Below are 16,424 nucleotides of genomic sequence, written 5' to 3'. Positions count from 1 at the left end.
GCCGGCCGAACCGCTATCCGGCCAACAACCGCCGCGACCACGACCCGCCGTCGGCGGCGAGCGAGAATTCCACCCGCTGCGACGCCGTATCGCCGTTCGACGACCAGAAGGTGAGCCGCGTGGGCGTCACGAGGTAGCCGACCCACGACTCGGGCTGCTCGAACACTCCGGCGTGGGCCTCCTCGAACGCCGCCCACTGCGCTACCCGCTCGTCGCGCGGCAGCGCCGCGAACTCGTGCGTGTTCAGCCAGGCGAGCTGCTTCAGGTAGGGCGACCGTGCCGCATAGGCCGCCGCGACGTGGGCCGGTGGCGCGGGGGCGGCCGTGCCGCGGATGACGACCTGGTGCGTGAACCCCGGCCAGAGCACGGTGATCGCCACGGCCGGATGCGCCGCGATGTCGGCCGCCTTGCGCGAGGCGCCGTCGGTGTTGAAGTAGAAGCCCTTCTCGTCGAACGAGGTCAGCAGCACCGTGCGGGCATCCGGGTCGCCGAAGGAGTCGACGGTCGAGAGGGTGACTTGCGGGCGCTCCGGATCCTCGTTGGATGGTAGCCAGTCGACCAGGAGATCCCATGCCTCGTCGGGGATGAGTGTGCCCGGCACCGTCACGAGAGCACCGTCATCACGAGAGCCCCAACATCACGACAACGTGCCCGGCTCGAGCGCGGGGTGGTCGAACCGCGCGATCTCGGCCAGCGACGCGACGCCCGCTTCGATGGCCGTCTTGTAGAGGGACGCGCCCCACTCGGCGTTCGCCTCCGACGCATCGCCGACGACGCCCGCCTCGCCGAAATCGTTCGACAGCCAGCCGAAGTGCACCGGGCCGCCGTTGAACTTCACGTAGTCGAGGTCGAGCATGTGCTCGGGAATCCACCGTTCGGCCTTCGACATGTCGACGAGGTCGGGGCGGAGGTGCAGGATCATCGACGTCTCGCTGTGGCCGCCGTGCACTCCGAAGCCGTGCTCGTCGGGGCCGTTGGTGCCGTCGCCGCCCTTCATGTTGGAGCCCATCAAGAAGGTGCGCAGCCCGAAGCGGCGACGGAGTTCGCGCAGCGCCACCTGCAGCAGGGCGATGTTGCCGCCGTGGCCGTTGTAGAAGACGACCGTGCGGGCCGGGGTGTTCGCGATGGAGCGGCCGAGGTCGACGACGGTCTGCATCAGGGTGTCGGCGTTCAGCCACATGGTGCCGGGCGCCCAGTGGTGCTCGTCCGATTTCGTGTAGGCGAGCGACGGGAGCAGCCAGACGTCCTGCCCCTCGGCGGCGGCGGCTTCGACCACGCCGCGTCCGATCAGGTCGGCCATCAACCAATCGGTGGAGAGGGGAAGGTGTGGTCCGTGGTGCTCGATAGCTCCGGTCGGGATCACGAGGATCGACGACGGTGTGAGCGTCGAGGCGAGCGCGGGGCCCGACAGGTTGACGAGGTCGCGGGTGGAGGCAGATGAAGTGGTCACGAGACTTTGGCTCCGGTGTTGATCGTGGCGTCGACGAGCTTGCCGGGGTTCAGCAGCCCGTTCGGGTCGGTGGTCGCGGCGAGCTCGCGGGTGCGAGCGGGCTCGAAGTCGACGAACCACTGGTGCGGGTTGTGGAACCCGACGCCGAGCTCTTTCAGGCGGTCGAATCCGGCGTAGACGTCTTCCGCCGACGAGTACGTGCCGGCGAGCATGCCGATCGGGCGCCCGTGCGCGGTCTCGATGTGCAGCATCCCGCCGGGGTAGACGGCGTGCACCTCGTCGATTCGGTCGATCAGCGCGTCACCCGACACCTCCACGTGGAAGTACGTGTCGGGGTAGGCCTTCTGCAGCCACTCGATGGGGTGGTTGTACGACATCATGCTGATCTTCATCGACGTCTGCGGCCCCTCGCGGACGTCTTCGACGCGACCCCCGGCGGCCTCCACGAGCTCGGTGGCACGTGCGACGGTCGAGGCGTCGAGGATGGCGCGGAGCGACGCGCGACCCTGGGGAATCCCAGGATCCGACGGAAGCGCATCGGCCAACGTCGCGAGGTCTCCCGACGCCAGCCGGGGGAGGGGATCGAGCTCACCGAAGGCGCGGATCAGCGGAAGAAGCTGCTCGAACGTGTCGAAGCTCGCAAAGAATCCGAGCCACTCCTGCAGTGGTTCGAGGGCGATTGTGGCGCGGACGATGATGCCGGCCGTGCCGTAGTTGTGCACGTAGAGCTGGGCTTCGTCGCCTTCGACATGGACGATCTCGCCCGTGCCGTCGGCGTGGACGACATCGAGCGCCCTGACGAAGCCCTGGTGGTTCGAGCCGTGCTTGATCGAGCCCGTGCCACCGGATCCTCCCGAGAGGAATCCGCCGAGCGACGACTGAGCCGTCGACGGGTACATCAGGATCTGCTGGCCGGCCTTGTTGGCGGCCTGCTCGAGTGACACCATCGTCGCGCCGGCCTCGGCGGTGAGCTCGCCGTCGCCGACCGAAACCACCGCGCGCGCCTTCGTCATGTCGAGCACGAGGCCTCCGGTGAACGGGATCGCCTGGCCGTAATTGCCGGTGCCCTTGCCACGCGGGGTGATCGGTACGCCGTGGCGCGAGGCGGCGCCCACGACGGCGGCGATCTCGTCGGCGGTGGTCGGGAAGGCGACGACGTCGGCGAGGCCGAGCGGCAGCTGCGCGCTGATGACAGGGGAGAGGCGTGACCCATCGACGGAGGCTTTCTCGCGGGCGGCGAGTTCGACCGAGACGCCGCGCTCGCCGAGGAGCTCGCGGAGTTCGGCCACGAGGGCGGCGAGGTGTTCCGGGGTGGTGGTCATGACAGGGCTTTCTGGATCATGGTCGCTGCCTGGTGTGGTCGATGCCGTGTGGGTGGGAAAGGGAATAGGGACGAGGATGAAGGCGGTGGCCGGTAGCCGAGACACCGGATGACCGAGGCTTGTCCGAGGTCCGGTGCCGCGGCCACCGGCCGCGATAAGAAGAGCTAGAAGCCGATCGACTTGTCGATGAACTCGTTCGTGAAGAGGTCTTCCGGTGCGAGGCCCGACTTCAGCTTCGTGCCCGACTTCTCGTAGATCGGAGTGTCGATGTCGATGACCTTCTGGATGCGCTCGGTGTCCATGTCGCCGACGTAGTCGTTGTCGCCGTTCGACGCGATCTTGAGCTTCTTCATCGTCTCGACGCCGTAGTTGGCTACGTCCTCGTCGTAGACCCAGCCGTTGTTGTACTGGGTGACGAGGTTGGCGACCAGCTTGTTCGTGGTGCCGGGGTTGGTGATGTAGTCGACGTCGGCCTGCTGGAGCACGGGCACCAACTTCTTCAGGCAGGGGCTCAGCTTGGTGAGGTCGCCGGTGCGGACCGACATGGCCTCGGGGTAGATCGGGTAGCCGGTGTCGTTGACGAGCTGGTACTTGACGTCTTTGCCCCAGGCCCCGACCTGGTTCTTGTAGATGAACGGCTCGGCGGTGGCGAAGCCCTGCTGCGCGTCGTTGCCCTTCGCGACGACGAACTTCGACGGGGTTCCGTCGTAGCTGCCGTCGGTGACGCTCTTCGGCAGGATGCCGTTGCCGATGAGGTACTCCATGTAGGCGGAGCCACCGAAGTAGCGCACGACGCCGTCGTTCTTCTCGAGGGCGGCGCCGAGCTCCTTGATCGTGGTGACGTCGGGGTAGGTTGCTGGATCCCACATGATCATCTGCGGCGAGATGTCGTTCTCGGCCATGACCGCGGTGGTGGGGAGCTTCGCGGAGTTCTGGACGCCCTCGTCGGTGGTGACGTAGCCCAGCATGATGTCTTTGTCCTGGTACATCTGCGACGAGACGGAGGCGTAGCCGATGGCCGGGCCGCCGGAGCGGATCTCGACCTGGACGCCGGTCGATTTGCCGCCCGACATCAGGGTGCCCGAGACGCTCTTCTTGCTCGCGTCGACCTTGTAGTCGTCACCGAGGAGCTCGTAGAGGTGACCGTGGTCGGCCTCCGGGTTCCAGTCGGTCTGGATGACGACGTTGGCCGGGCAGACGCTCGACAGGTCGACGGCCGCGGCGGCGGAGGTCGTCTTCGTGTCGGTCGTCGCGCCGCTGTCGGACGAACAGGCCGACAGGGCGAGCGCCGAGACGGCGACGAGGCCGAGGCCCGCGAGGGCGCGCTTGGGGAGGTGCATGGGATCTCCTTGATGTGGGTGCTGTGTGAAGGGGAGGGTGCTGTGTTCGGGTGGGGAGCTAGTTCTGGTCCTGCCACTTGCCGATCGCGAGGCGACGCAGCACGTTGAAGAGGACGAAGACCAGCACGCCGAGGATGGAGGCGGTGAGGATCGCCGCGTACATCTCGGCGCCGTTGAGGCGCTGGTTCTCGACCGAGATGAGCACGCCGAGGCCTCCGTTGCCCCGCTGGAAGAACTGGTCGGCGACGACCGCGCCGATCACGGCGAGGCCCGCGGCGTTGCGCAGGCCGACGAAGATCGACGGGAGCGCGGCGGGGAAGCGGAGCTTGGTGAGCATGGTCCAGCGACCGGCGCCCTGCAGCTGGAACAGCTCGCGCTGACCCTTGTCGATCGACTGGAGGCCGAACAGCGTGGAGGCGATCATGGGGAAGAGGCAGAACAGCACGGTGACGATCACACGCGACTTGAATTCGTAGCCGAAGAGCGAGCCGATCAGCGGCACGAGCGCGAGGATCGGGATGCAGAGCAGTACGACCGCATACGGGAACAGGGCGCTCTCGAGCCATTTCGCCTGGGCCATGATGATGGCCCACAGCATGCCGACGACGACGCCGATGACGAGGCCGACCACAGCCACGAGCATCGTGTTGCCGAGTGCCTCGGCGAGTTGCTTCTGGAAGATCGGCTCCGTGAAGACCGCCTTGAGGATCAGGTGCGGGTACGGCACCAGGAACGGCAGCCCCTTCACCTTGTCGTAGTAGAACGCGGCGACGTAGAAGAGGCCGACGAGCACGAAGAACACGACGATCGGCAGACCGATGTTCATGGCGCGCATGTTGCCGTTGCGGCGGCGCGGCTGGGAGATGCCCGCGGCGCCCTGGCCGGTGGTCGTGGTGCCGGCGGTGTCGAAGGCCATCAGCGGTGCCCCTCTCGGAGAGCGTGTGAGACTTCGCCGACGAGCTTCGCGAACTCCGCCTCGAAGCGGATCTCCGGGCTGCGCGGCATGGGGAACGGCACGTCGAAGGTGTCGACGATGGAGCCGGGCCGACCGGACATGACGATCACTTTGGTCGACAGGTAGACGGCCTCCGACACGGAGTGCGTGATGAACAGCCCGGCGAACTGCTTCTCGACGAAGAGCCGGAGCAGTTCGTCGTTGAGGCGCTCGCGGGTGATCTCGTCGAGGGCACCGAACGGCTCGTCGAAGAGGAAGAGCTCAGGATCCAGCGTCAACGATCTCGCGAGCGACGTTCGCATGCGCATCCCCCCCGAGAGCTCCTTCGGCAGGTTCTTCTCGAAGCCGGAGAGGCCCACCAGCTCGATCGCCTCCTGCGCCTTCGCCCGGCGCTCCTTGGCGGGCCGCCCGTTCAGTTCGGCGAGCAGTTCGACGTTGTCGCTGACGGTGCGCCACGGCAGCAGGGTTGCGTCTTGGAAGACGTAGCCGATGCGGTCGGTCTTCACCGCGGCGGTTCCTTCGGAAGCCTGCTCGAGGCCCGACGCGATGCGCAGCAGAGTCGACTTGCCGCAGCCGGAGGGGCCGACGACGGTGACGAACTCGCCCCGCTTCACGGTGAGGTCGACGCCCTGGAGTGCGATGGTGCCGTTCGGAAACTGCATTGCGACGTTCCGGAAGTCGAGCAGCGTGTCGGTGCCGCCGGAGGTCGTCCGGTTGGGGCTTGCCGGAGCTGTGGTCGTCATGGGCGGCTACCTGGTTTCGGTGAGGAGGGCGGGATCGGGCAGGGGGACCGCGACTTCGACGGTGGAGCGGCTTCGAGCGACGAGGCGCCCGGCGTGAATGACGTAGCGGTCGGCGGGCGCATTGGCCGTGACGTCGGCGAGGCTTGTGCCCTTGACGGCGAGCAGTTCGGCCTTCGCCCCGACTCGGGCACCCGCCTCGGGCAGGGCCATCACGGAGCGGGCTCCGTCGCTGACGGACGTGTAGGCCTCGTCGATGGTGAGGTGACCAGCGGTGACCATGAGCATCGTCGTTTCGAGGGCGTCGCTGCGGCCCAGCGGGTTGAACGGGTCGCGCACGTTGTCGGCACCGGCGGCGAGACGGACTCCGGCGTCCAGCAGCTGGCGCGCGGGCGTGAGGCCCCGCGGCATCGAGACCGGGTGCTCCCAGCCCTGCAGGTAGAGGTTGGTGATCGGGTTGGCGATGATGCCGATGTCGGCCTTCTTCACCGCTGCGATCATCAGGTCGCGTGCTTCGGCGTCGACCGTGCCGAGTCGCACGCAGTGGCCCGCGCTGACCGGGACGGTCCAGTCGGTCACCGTCTCGGCGAACTCGTCGAGGGTGATCGCGCCGGCCAGGCTCTCGTCGGTGTGCAGATCGACGCCCACTCCGCGGCGCGCGGCGATCGCGAGGAGGCGCTGCAGGTCGGCGCTGGGGTCGGGTGCGAGGTGCGACGAGCCGCCGACGAGGTCGACTCCCAGATCGAGGGCGGCCTCGATGTCGGCGTCGGGCACATCGGGTCCGGCGAGAGCCACGAGTTCGAGGTCAACGAGGCCGCGGAGCTCGTCACGAACCCGGACGAGCGCCTCGGCACCGCGAAGAGGCTCGTCGCCGAGCAGGATGTCGACGTGGGTGCGGATCGACGTCGTGCCGTTCGCCAGCATGCGGAGGATCTGCTCGCGCGCCCGGCTCGCGATGTCGTCGACGGTCATGGTGCGGGCGTACTCGCGCCACGAGGTGATCGCCGAGACGAGGTCGCCCATGGACGGCCGGATCGCCTCCCACGACAGGGCCTTGTCGAGGTGCGCGTGCGGATCGGCCGGGGCGGTGAGGAGCACGAAACCGCGGAGGTCGAGCACGGCGGGGTCGCCGGTCGCGGGGGAGCCTGCCGACGGGGACGAGGATCCTGCGGTCTCGATTTTCACGACCGTCTCGCCGTCGATCGTGACATCGACGACTGAGCCGTCGGGAAGCGTCGCCCCGGTGAGGAGGCGGAGGCGCTGGGGAGTGAGAGTCACAGGGGTCTTTCGCGGGAGGAGGCGAATTCGTCGAGCGGACGAACGAATGTTGATGTGCTCAACATGCTTGAATCTACGGACGCCGCGTTTCGGCCACGTAACGCCGTCGTTTCGACGTGTTAACTGCGGCGGGTCGATTCGAGTCGCCGTGGTACACAATTCGAGTCCATTCATCCGAAGGAGCACCCCGTCACCTCGCTCGACACCGCGATCGACCAGCAGTCGCTGCTGGTGGGCCGTCGCATCCGGGAGCTCCGTCGAGCCCGGAAGCTGACGCTCGTGCAACTCGCTGCGGCGTCGCAGCTGTCGCACCCGTTCCTGTCGCAGCTGGAGCGCGGGCTGGCCCGGCCGAGCATGGTGTCGCTCGAGCGGATTGCCCGGGCGCTCGGGTCGTCGCAGGTCGAGCTCCTCGCCGCGATCGACGGCGAGGGGCGCGCCGATCAGCCGGGAATCCAGGTGGTTCGGGCGCACGAGGGTGCCCACGGCCCCTACGGTCAGGCCGAGGGGCGCGTGCTGACGGAGGGCGACCGCAGCTTCCACCCGATGCTGCTCGTCGGCACCAGCACCGAACGCGGCGAGTTCTTCAGCCACGCCGAAGACGAGTTCGTGCACGTGATCGAGGGCACCATCTCGATCGACTTCGACGACGGAGTGCCGCGGACGCTCGGCACCGGTGATTCGATCTACTTCGTCGGCGGCACTCGGCACCGCTGGTGGGCCGTCGACACGATCGGCTACCGGGTGCTCGTCGTCAAAGAGAGGCCGCAGTCGCTGTGAAAGACGGCGCCGTGAACAGGAAGTCGCTATGAACGCTCCCGGAACCACCGAGGGTCTGCACGAGACCCAGTTCGACGTGCGGGTCGTGTCGCGCACCCGCGCTGCCGACGGGGTGGAGTTGTTCGAACTCGGGCCCGTTGCCGGGTCGGGCCTTCCCGGCTGGAGTGCCGGCTCGCACATCGACGTGGTGCTGCCGGGCGACGAGGTGCGGCAGTATTCGCTGACCGGAGCGGCGCAGCCGGGGCGCAGCGACACGTGGCGCATCGGGGTGCTTCGAGAGGAGCGGGGCCGGGGCGGATCCTTGTGGTTGCACGACTCCGTGCAGGTCGGCGACACCCTCACGGTGGCCGGCCCACGCAACCACTTCGAGTTCGTGCCGACGCACGGCACCTCGTACGTGCTCGTCGCCGGTGGCATCGGCATCACACCGATCTCGTCGATGGCGGCTGCCGCGTCACGCGCCGGGGTCTCGTACGAGGTGCACTACGCCGGTCGCTCGCTGTCGACGATGGCGCTAATCGACGAGCTGTCTGCCGCTCACGGGTCGGCTCTGCACCTTTACGCAGGATCCGACGGCGTCCGTCTCGACCTCGACGCCCTGTTCGCCGGCATGAAGCCCTTCACGACCACCTACTGCTGCGGCCCGGCTCGGCTGATCGAAGCGATCGAGGAGGCGGCTGCGCGTGCTGGCCGCCAACTCGTCGTCGAGCGCTTCGAGCCGAAAGAGGTCGGTGAGCCGGTGCTCGCGTCGGCATTCGAGGTCGAGCTGGCCTCGACCGGCGTGACGATCACGGTGCCGCCCGACCGGTCGATCCTCGACGTCGCCGAAGAGGCCGGAGCTCTAGTGCTGTCGAGCTGCCGCGAGGGCACCTGCGGCACCTGCGAGACGGTCGTGCTCGAGGGGGAGGTCGACCATCGCGACTCGATCCTGACGCCCGACGAGCAGGCAGCGAACGAGGTGATGTACGTCTGTGTGTCGCGGGCGGCGTGCCCGCGGCTGGTGCTGGAGCTGTAGGGCGGCTGCTGCTGGCGCTGCTGCTGCTGCCGGTGCCGCTGCTGCTTCGCGAATTTGCGAGCGATTTGCGCAGCTCACCGCCTCCGGACTCGGTCCGACGGCGGTTTTGCTCTCAAATGTGCGCAGGATCCGCGACATCGCCCAGGTCCCTCGGCCGCAAGCGCTACCGCCCGACCCGCTCCCGCACCGCTGCTACCAGCTCTCGCTCGTCCGCTTCGACCAGCTCGTAGTCGCGCACGACGACCCGCCCGCCGACCACCACGTGCCGCGGCCGCCGCCCGGGTGACGCCCACAGCAGCCCGGCCACCGGGTCGGCGATTCCCGCGTCCGCGACGCCCGCGACGTCCCACACGCAGAGGTCAGCTGCTGCGCCGGGCCGCAGGTGCCCGAGCTCGGGACGCCCCAGCCCCGCGGCGCCGCCGGCCATCGCCATGCCGAGCACCGTTCGGGCGCTGAGCGCCGGGCCGACCAGCGGCGCCACCTGCATCGCGAGACGTGCGTCGGCGAGGAGGTGTCCGGCGTCGTTCGATCCGCCGCCGCTCGTGCCCAGGCCGACCGTGACGCCGGCTTCGCGCAGGGCATGCACGGGCGAGATGCCCCAGCCCATGGGGAGGTCGCAGCCGGGGGCATGTGTCGCCGTGACACCCGCCGCCGCGAGTCGGGCGATCTCGGCGGGGGTCACGTCGCAGAGGTGGGCGATCGTCACGTCGTCGGCGAGCCAGCCCCACTCTTCGAGGAGGTCGAGCGGTCGGCGCCCGTAGCGCTCGAGGGCGATGGCGGTGTCGACCTGCTCGTTGGCCTGGGTGCGACGTCGGAGTCCGTGGCGGGCGGCGACCTCGCCGATCAGCTCGAAGGTCTCGCGGCTGTCGCTGTGCACACCGGCCGGGCCGACTGCGACCTGCAGCAGTCCGTCGGCGCGCACCCCTCCGATCGCCCCGGGCACGAGGGCCTGGACGATGGCCTCGGCCGACTCCGCGGCGTCCTCGGGAGCATCGCGCGCCGATCCGCGCACGAACACGAGCCGCCCGCCGAGCCTGGCGGCGGCATCGGCGGTCGCCCGCGCGATGGCGGTTCGATCGGCGACCGACGTGTCGGCGGGCCAGTTGAGGTGGTGATCGGCGACGGTCGTCACGCCATTCAGAAGCCCCTCGGCCACCCCGACAGCGGCGCTCGCCTCGAGCAGCGACGCATCTATGCCCGCGGCAGCATACGAGGCGGCCATCGCGGGAAGCCATGCCGACATGGGCACACCCCTCGTGCCGGGCAGGGTGCGGAAGGCGCTCTGCAGCAGGTGGTGGTGGGCGTTGACGAGCCCGGGCGTGATGATCGCGTCGGTTGCGTCGAGGAGTTCGTCCTCGCCGGAGTGCGGGTTCGCCTCGCCGGCGGCCGTTTGATCCACGACGACGCCGCGATCGAGGAGCACCTCGCCACCCTCGATCTCGGTGGATTCGTCGACGAGGAGGGTGGTGGCGCCGGTGACTCTGAGCATGCCCGCATCGTTGCAGGTGCGTGTGTCGAGTGTGTAACGCGCCCCTCTGCAAATTCGAAGGAGAAACGCGAAGTCGACCCCGCCGGATCCTGATGTTCTCGTTGTCGCGCGGCAGGATCTCCTTCGAATTTGCAAGACGGGCCGGGCGTAACCCGCGCGAAACCCCGGCGTGCGACCCTTGAGGCATGTTCGAGATCGCCGACCGCCTGCTGGCAGCGCTCGACGCGGGCCGCACCCTCGCGATCGCCACCGCCGTCTCGATCGAGGGCAGCGCCCCGCGCACGGTCGGCACGTCGATGGCCTTCGACGGCGAGAGCGTGATCGGCTCCATCGCGGGCGGATGCGTCGAGGCCGCGGTCGTCGCCGAGGCCGAGCTCGTGCTCTCCGATGGCCTGCCGCGCACGGTCGAGTACGGCGTCGACGACGAGACGGCGCTCAGTGTCGGTCTCACCTGCGGAGGCCAGCTCAGGATCCGACTCGAACGCCTCGACTCCCACCACCCAGTCGTGCCACAGCTGCGTGCCGCTGCGGCCGGACGTACCGCGGGTGCGGCTCTCGTCGTGTCAGGCCGCGTTCCTGCCGGCTGGCAGTCGCGCATCGAGGCCGAACTCGCCGCCCGCGTGGCTGTCGGCGGCTCCGGGCTCGCCGAGCTCGACTGCGACGGAACGCGCATCGAGGTGTTCTACGAGGTGCAGGCCGCACCCGCGCACTTCGTGATCGTCGGCGCGATGGAGTTCTCGACGGCTCTCGCCACTGCCGCGCGGGTGCTGGGGTACCGGGTGACCGTGACGGATCCTCGTGCTCTGTTCACGACGGCCGACCGGTTCCCGGGCGCCGACGTGGTGGTCGGCTGGCCGCAGCGGGTGCTGCCGACGCTGGCCCTCGACGAGCGGTCGGTCGTCTGCATCCTGTCGCACGACGCGCGATTCGACGCCCTCGCCATCGAACTCGCACTGGAGTCGCCCGCGTTCTACGTCGGAGCGATGGGCTCGCGCCGCACGCACGAGCGCCGAATGGCGTCCCTGCGCGAACGGGGAGTGCCCGAGTCGGTGCTGGCGCGGCTGCGGTCGCCCATCGGGCTCGATCTCGGGGCCTCGACGCCGGAGGAGACGGCGATCTCGATCCTGGCCGAGGTTCTAGCCGCTCGCACGGGTGCGTCGGCGGCGTCGCTCGCGACCACGCGCGGGGCGATTCACCGGCGCCCGCGGCTCGGCCTCGAGATGGCCGAGTCTGCGTGAATCGGGCGTCGGGCCTGTAGATCGCGCCATCTCGCGCGCCTGTCATGCGGGCGCCCGTGCAACCTGACGCGGATCGGCCGAACTGACCCGCCGAGGCGCGTCACATTGGCCGATTCGCGGCACCTCGCCGGCAAAGACAAAACGTGTACAACTTTCTGTACACTTATCTCATGACGATGGTTACCCCACTCGCCGAAGCACGTGCCGGCCTGTCCAAATCTGTTGCCGCTTTCCGCGCCGACCCGGCGACGCCGCCTGTCGTGATGGGTGCGCATCGCAAGCCCGAGGCCGTGCTTATGTCGTACGCCGACTTCGTGTGGAGGCCGACGGCTCCACCGGCCGCGCCGCTACTCGATGTCGTCACGAGAAAGATTCCACTCCTGCGTCGACTGGCTGACCTCAATCACATCTCTGCCGTGGCTGTCTTCGGTTCTGTCGCCCGAGGCGAAGAAACCGCCGAGAGCGACATCGATCTGCTCGTCGACCCCGATGACCACGCCACCCTTTTCGACCTCGTCCAATTCGAGACCGATCTCGAGGCCGTGTTCGATCGGTCCGTCGACGTGATTTCTCGGCGGTCGCTGGTCGACCGAGACACGGCTCTCGTGGAGGGCTCAATCGCACTCTGGCGGGCGACCGCGTGAGAGATCTCGACCGGATCGATCAGTGGCTCGACGACCTCGACGCAGTTCTCGCTCTGGCGGCCGATCTCGTCGCTCGGGGGTCAGGTTCTTTCGACGAGGATCCCGCGCTCCCGCTCGCATTCGAGGCGCTCGCGAACCGCATCGGCGATCTCTCCAAGCGGCTTTGTGCGGCGGATCCTGAGCGGTTCTCCCATCCCATCTGGTCGCAGGCTGCCCGCAATCGCGACTTCGTGGTCCACCACTACGACCGGATCGATTCCGTAGCTCTGTGGAACACCGTTGCTGTCAGCTTTCCGCGTCTCCGCGAGGTCGCGTCCGCACTTCGCGCTTCCTGAGCGAGTAACCCGCGGGTGAACCGACGCGAATCGGCCAACCTGACCCGCCGCGCCGCGTCACTTTGGCCGATTCGCGTCACTTCGCCAGCGGCGAGCGGCGACGACCTGCAGCAGCAGCGACCAGCCGCACGCAGCTACGCCTGCAGCAACCGCCACAGCCGATCGCGCGACATCGGCAGCTCGTGAGGCCGCACCCCGATCGCGTCTCGCACGGCGTTCGCCAGCGCCGGGGCCACCGGGTTGTACGGCGCCTCGCTCATGCTCTTCGCCCCGAGCGGCCCGAGGTCGTCGTGCGTCGCCGCGAACAGCACCTCGGTTACGGGCAGGTCGCTGAACTTCGGCGTTCTGTAGTTGCGGAACCCCGTCGTCGTCACCTGGCCCGCCCCGTCGAGCATCATCTCCTCGTAGAGCGCCGTGCCGATGGCCTGCGCCGTGCCGCCCTCGACCTGGCCGCGCAGCTGCTCGGGGTTGAGCACCGTTCCGGCATCGGCCGCCTGAACGGAGCGCAGGATCCGCACCTCACCGGTGTTCCGGTCGACCGCAACGCTGAAGCCGTGCACATTGAACGCGACCGACCGCGGGGTGCCGTCGTGGCTACCATCGGCGCGGAGTTCTCCGTGGGCAAGGAGCTCGGCGGCGGAGACGAGGCGGCCGGGGCCCCACGCTCCGGCCGGCATGAGCACGCCGTCGGGGGTGAGAGCGACGTCCACGAGCCCCAGGTCGGTCGAGACGGGGACGCCGGGATCCTGCGCCGGGTCTCCGACACCCGTCACGATGGCCTGTGCCCTCGCGATCATGGCGATCTTGAGTTTCTGCGCGGCGGCATAGAGAGCCTTGCCGGCGACGACCACTCCGGCCGAGCCGAACGCCCCGGTGTCGTAGCGGGCGACATCCGTGTCGGACTGCTCGATCACGATGCGGTCGGGCGTGGTGCCGAGCACGGTCGCAGTGAGCTGGCCGTGCACGGTCGTGGTGCCGTTGCCGAACTCGGCCGTGCCGACGCCGATCGTGTACGTTCCGTCGGCATTCAGGGCGACGGTGGTGTCGGCGAAATGGCCGCGGGGCGGCATCGTGGCGATCATGGCCATCGCCATGCCGGTGCCGAACGCCCACTGGTCGCCGGTCGGCACGGGAGTGGCCCCGATGAGCGAGCCCGAGTCGGCGGGAGGCGGCCCGGCGAGGGCGTTCTGCACCAGGTCGAGGCACTGGTCGAGTCCATAGCTGCCGAAGAGGAGGTCGCTCTCTTCGTTCGGGTCGACGACTGTCATGTGATCGCCGGGAACGACGACGTTGCGGCGCCGCAGCTCGAACGGGTCGATGTCGAGCTTGCGAGCGAGCTCGTCGAGGGCCGACTCGACGGCGAAGATCACCTGGCCGAGCCCATAGCCACGGAACGCCCCCGACGGCAGGTTGTTCGTGTAGACGCTCTCGGCGTCGACCCGCTTGTTGGGGGCCCGATAGACCGAGATCGATTCGTGCACGCTGTGGAACATCACGCCGATGCCGTGGTTGCCGTACGCGCCGGTGTCCATCAGCTCGTCGACGGCCAGAGCGGTCAGGATCCCGCCCGCCGTCGCTCCGACCTTCACTCCGACGCGCATCGGATGCCGCGGCGGGGCGATCGTGAACTCGTCTTCGCGCGTGAATTCGTACTGCACCGAGCGCCCGGTGCGAAGCACGGCCATTGTGACGAGGTCTTCGGTGAGCAGCTCCTGCTTGCCGCCGAAGCCGCCGCCGACCCGCGCGGCGAACACGCGCACCCGGTCGGTCGGCAGGCCGAAGATGTGGCAGATCTCGTCGCGCACGAGGAACGGCACCTGGGTGCTGGTGCGCAGCACGAGGCGGCCGTCGTCGTCGATCCAGCCGCGGGTGGCGTGCGTCTCGAGGGCCGCGTGCGTGATGCGCTGCGTCTGCCAGGTGCCTTCCACCGTCGCGGCGCTCGTGGCCAGGGCGGCATCGACGTCGCCGGTCTCGCCGTGCATCTGGGCAACGACGTTGCGCGACGGGTCGGAGATGCGCGACTCGGGGCCCTTCTCCCCGTGCACGAGCGGTGCACCGGGTTCCCTGGCGAGCGCGGGGTCGAAGACGGCGGGCAGCACCTCGTACTCGACGACGACCGCAGCGAGGGCGAGCTCCGCCTGGCGCACTGTGTCGGCGACGACTGCCGCGACTCGCTGCCCACGGAACCGCAGCACCGGGTCGAGCACGAGTGTGTCGTCGGGGTCGTCGGTGCGGTTCTCGTGGCGGCCGGTCGAGAACAGCGTCGCGGGGGAGTCGCGGTGCGTGAAGACGACGTGCACGCCCTCCATCGCCTCGGCGGCGGTCGTGTCGATCGACGTGATGCGGGCGTGCGAGTGCGGGCTCTTCAGCACCGCGAGGTGCAGGGTCTTCGTGGGGGTCGTGAAGTCGAGCGTGTACTGCTCTCGCCCCGTCACGACGCGCATGCCGGCGGGAGCCTTGGTCGACCGCCCGGCCGAGTCTCCGGCGGGCGCCACCTCGGTGTTCGTCACGCCGCAGATCGCATCACGGATCGCGCGGTAGCCCGTGCAGCGGCACAGATTGCCCTTGAGGAGGCGGGGCAGGTCGGTGCCGTCGGCGATCTGCTCGTCGGTGAACGTCGATGCGGTGACGACCATGCCGGCCGTGCAGAAGCCGCACTGCAGGCCCGCCGCATCCGAGAAACGCTGCTGCATCGGGTGCGGGTGCTCCGGGCTGCCCAAACCGGCGACGGTGGTTACGTGCTTGCCCTCGAGCCGATGGGCCGGATAGATGCAGGAGTGCACCGGCTGATCGTCAACGAGCACCGAGCACGCGCCGCAGTCTCCGGCGTCGCAGCCCTTCTTGACCTCGTAGTGCTCGTTTTCGCGCAGCACCGTTCGCAGCACCTGGCCCGGGAGCACGGTGGCGTCGAGCTCTTCGCCGTTGACCTCGAACTTCATGCGTCGCTTCCTGTGTGGGTGTCTGTGCTGACGCTGCTCCACGTGCCGGTGCTGCTGTCCGTGTCGGCGCTCAGCTCCGCCCGGATCTCCTCCGCGAAGCGCATCGACACCGCGCGTCGCCAATCGGGCGCGCCATGCGGGTCCGAGTACCAGTCGGAATACCGGCTCAGCGCGTCGCTCAGTTCGCCCGCCTCGGGCACCGAGTCGAAGCGCAGCTGCACGGGCCGGGGTGTCGCCGCCGTCACCGTGATCACGCACTCGCCGGTGGCGTCGACCCGTCCGATCACCACGGCGGCCGAGCGGCCGAGGTTCGACATCGAGATGCGCCGGAACGCCGTCCTCGATCGGAGTGAAGCCAGCGGGATCTCGAACGAGCGGATCACCTCGTCGAGCGACAGATCGGTGGCCCGGACGCCGGTCACGAGGTCGGAGACCAGGATCCTGCGCTCCCGCCCCTCGGCCCCCCAGATCACCGCGCGCGCCCCGAGCCCTGCCAGCAGCGACGTCATCGCCCCGGCCGGCAGCGCTGTCGCGACGTTGCCGCCGACGGTGGCGAGGTTCCAGATCTTGAAGCTCATGAGCAGCGACTCGGCGCACTGCCGGAAGAGCTGCTGCGCCGGCCACTCGGGGTCGAGCGCGAAGTCGGTCAGCTCACGGATCGTGCACGTCGCCGCCACGACGAGGTGGTCGGCGGTGGTCTCGATCGGGGTCCAGCCGAGGGCGGTCAGGTCGACGAAGCCGGTGTGCTCGGGCGGCTGTGGTTCGGAGAACAGCCAGGTGCCGCCGCCGAGCGGTCGGACGCTCTCGCCCAGCACGATGCCGTCGCGGGTTCGGGCCACCCGGATCTCGTGAACGTCGATCAAGTCCATTGTTTGCTCAGTCAACATCACCTTTGTTTCGGG

At 68.9% G+C, this 16,424-nt stretch carries 15 protein-coding genes; 5 read left to right on the top strand and 10 right to left on the bottom strand.

What is annotated here, in order from left to right:
* Nucleotides 1–13 precede the first annotated feature (13 nt).
* The 7 genes from VH571_RS11765 to VH571_RS11735 all read right to left on the bottom strand — a co-directional run bounded on the left by VH571_RS11765 (nt 14) and on the right by VH571_RS11735 (nt 7,085).
* Nucleotides 14–601: a pyridoxamine 5'-phosphate oxidase family protein gene (locus VH571_RS11765; RefSeq protein ID WP_423264735.1), complete on the bottom strand. Its 588-nt coding sequence runs from the start codon at nt 599–601 to the stop codon at nt 14–16.
* 36 nt (nt 602–637) lie between these two features.
* The gene (locus VH571_RS11760; RefSeq protein ID WP_423264734.1) at nt 638–1,450 is read right to left on the bottom strand and encodes a creatininase family protein; all 813 of its coding nucleotides are present in this window, start codon (nt 1,448–1,450) and stop codon (nt 638–640) included.
* The gene (locus VH571_RS11755; RefSeq protein ID WP_123940392.1) at nt 1,447–2,772 is read right to left on the bottom strand and encodes an FAD-binding oxidoreductase; all 1,326 of its coding nucleotides are present in this window, start codon (nt 2,770–2,772) and stop codon (nt 1,447–1,449) included. The genes VH571_RS11760 and VH571_RS11755 overlap by 4 nt, the downstream gene beginning before the upstream one ends.
* 164 nt (nt 2,773–2,936) lie before the next feature.
* Nucleotides 2,937–4,112 (bottom strand): ABC transporter substrate-binding protein, encoded by a 1,176-nt coding sequence (locus VH571_RS11750; RefSeq protein ID WP_423264733.1) that lies wholly within the window; start codon nt 4,110–4,112, stop codon nt 2,937–2,939.
* Between the two features lie 58 nt (nt 4,113–4,170).
* Complete coding sequence (locus tag VH571_RS11745; protein WP_423264732.1) at nt 4,171–5,028, bottom strand: ABC transporter permease; 858 nt, start codon at nt 5,026–5,028, stop codon at nt 4,171–4,173.
* The gene (locus VH571_RS11740) at nt 5,028–5,810 is read right to left on the bottom strand and encodes an ABC transporter ATP-binding protein (protein ID WP_423264731.1); all 783 of its coding nucleotides are present in this window, start codon (nt 5,808–5,810) and stop codon (nt 5,028–5,030) included. The genes VH571_RS11745 and VH571_RS11740 overlap by 1 nt, the downstream gene beginning before the upstream one ends.
* A gap of 6 nt (nt 5,811–5,816) precedes the next feature.
* Nucleotides 5,817–7,085 (bottom strand): amidohydrolase family protein, encoded by a 1,269-nt coding sequence (locus VH571_RS11735; RefSeq protein ID WP_423264730.1) that lies wholly within the window; start codon nt 7,083–7,085, stop codon nt 5,817–5,819.
* 231 nt (nt 7,086–7,316) lie between these two features.
* On the opposite strand from VH571_RS11735, the gene VH571_RS11730 reads away from it, so the two are divergent.
* A complete protein-coding gene (locus VH571_RS11730; RefSeq protein ID WP_235481002.1) occupies nt 7,317–7,862 on the top strand; it encodes a helix-turn-helix domain-containing protein in 546 nt (181 codons plus the stop codon).
* Nucleotides 7,863–7,890: 28 nt separating this feature from the next.
* Nucleotides 7,891–8,877, top strand: coding sequence for a PDR/VanB family oxidoreductase (locus VH571_RS11725; RefSeq protein WP_423264729.1), 987 nt, complete (start codon nt 7,891–7,893; stop codon nt 8,875–8,877).
* Nucleotides 8,878–9,040: 163 nt separating this feature from the next.
* Here the strand turns inward: VH571_RS11725 and VH571_RS11720 are convergent, their stop codons facing one another.
* The gene (locus VH571_RS11720; RefSeq protein WP_423264727.1) at nt 9,041–10,366 is read right to left on the bottom strand and encodes an amidohydrolase family protein; all 1,326 of its coding nucleotides are present in this window, start codon (nt 10,364–10,366) and stop codon (nt 9,041–9,043) included.
* Nucleotides 10,367–10,551: 185 nt separating this feature from the next.
* Here VH571_RS11720 and VH571_RS11715 point away from each other — a divergent pair, with 185 nt between their 5' ends.
* The 3 genes from VH571_RS11715 to VH571_RS11705 all read left to right on the top strand — a co-directional run bounded on the left by VH571_RS11715 (nt 10,552) and on the right by VH571_RS11705 (nt 12,583).
* Nucleotides 10,552–11,604 carry an XdhC family protein gene (locus tag VH571_RS11715; protein WP_423264726.1) on the top strand — a complete coding sequence of 351 codons (1,053 nt, stop codon included), beginning with the start codon at nt 10,552–10,554 and terminating at the stop codon, nt 11,602–11,604.
* A gap of 170 nt (nt 11,605–11,774) precedes the next feature.
* Entirely contained in the window at nt 11,775–12,248 is a 474-nt protein-coding gene (locus VH571_RS11710) for a nucleotidyltransferase family protein (protein WP_423264725.1), read from the top strand.
* The gene (locus tag VH571_RS11705) at nt 12,245–12,583 is read left to right on the top strand and encodes a DUF86 domain-containing protein (protein WP_423264724.1); all 339 of its coding nucleotides are present in this window, start codon (nt 12,245–12,247) and stop codon (nt 12,581–12,583) included. Before VH571_RS11710 ends, VH571_RS11705 begins: the two co-directional genes overlap by 4 nt.
* Before the next feature lie 134 nt (nt 12,584–12,717).
* Here the strand turns inward: VH571_RS11705 and VH571_RS11700 are convergent, their stop codons facing one another.
* Both VH571_RS11700 and VH571_RS11695 read right to left on the bottom strand, forming a co-directional pair.
* On the bottom strand, nt 12,718–15,522 hold the full coding sequence (locus VH571_RS11700; RefSeq protein ID WP_423264723.1) for a molybdopterin-dependent oxidoreductase: 2,805 nt from the start codon (nt 15,520–15,522) through the stop codon (nt 12,718–12,720).
* Nucleotides 15,519–16,406 carry an FAD binding domain-containing protein gene (locus VH571_RS11695; RefSeq protein ID WP_423264721.1) on the bottom strand — a complete coding sequence of 296 codons (888 nt, stop codon included), beginning with the start codon at nt 16,404–16,406 and terminating at the stop codon, nt 15,519–15,521. Before VH571_RS11695 ends, VH571_RS11700 begins: the two co-directional genes overlap by 4 nt.
* Nucleotides 16,407–16,424: the final 18 nt, after the last annotated feature.

The sequence above is a fragment of the Frondihabitans sp. 4ASC-45 genome (assembly GCF_049472575.1).
In the GTDB taxonomy this organism is placed as follows: domain Bacteria; phylum Actinomycetota; class Actinomycetes; order Actinomycetales; family Microbacteriaceae; genus Frondihabitans.
This window is presented reverse-complemented; position numbering and strand designations above follow the sequence as displayed.

Bases quoted from the DNA above. Each gene is read 5' to 3' on its own strand.
- VH571_RS11755 (WP_123940392.1), bottom strand. From the start codon at position 2,772: ATGACCACCACCCCGGAACACCTCGCCGCCCTCGTGGCCGAACTCCGC.
- VH571_RS11750 (WP_423264733.1), bottom strand. From the start codon at position 4,112: ATGCACCTCCCCAAGCGCGCCCTCGCGGGCCTCGGCCTCGTCGCCGTC.
- VH571_RS11745 (WP_423264732.1), bottom strand. From the start codon at position 5,028: ATGGCCTTCGACACCGCCGGCACCACGACCACCGGCCAGGGCGCCGCG.
- VH571_RS11740 (WP_423264731.1), bottom strand. From the start codon at position 5,810: ATGACGACCACAGCTCCGGCAAGCCCCAACCGGACGACCTCCGGCGGC.
- VH571_RS11725 (WP_423264729.1), top strand. From the start codon at position 7,891: ATGAACGCTCCCGGAACCACCGAGGGTCTGCACGAGACCCAGTTCGAC.
- VH571_RS11720 (WP_423264727.1), bottom strand. From the start codon at position 10,366: ATGCTCAGAGTCACCGGCGCCACCACCCTCCTCGTCGACGAATCCACC.
- VH571_RS11715 (WP_423264726.1), top strand. From the start codon at position 10,552: ATGTTCGAGATCGCCGACCGCCTGCTGGCAGCGCTCGACGCGGGCCGC.
- VH571_RS11710 (WP_423264725.1), top strand. From the start codon at position 11,775: ATGACGATGGTTACCCCACTCGCCGAAGCACGTGCCGGCCTGTCCAAA.
- VH571_RS11700 (WP_423264723.1), bottom strand. From the start codon at position 15,522: ATGAAGTTCGAGGTCAACGGCGAAGAGCTCGACGCCACCGTGCTCCCG.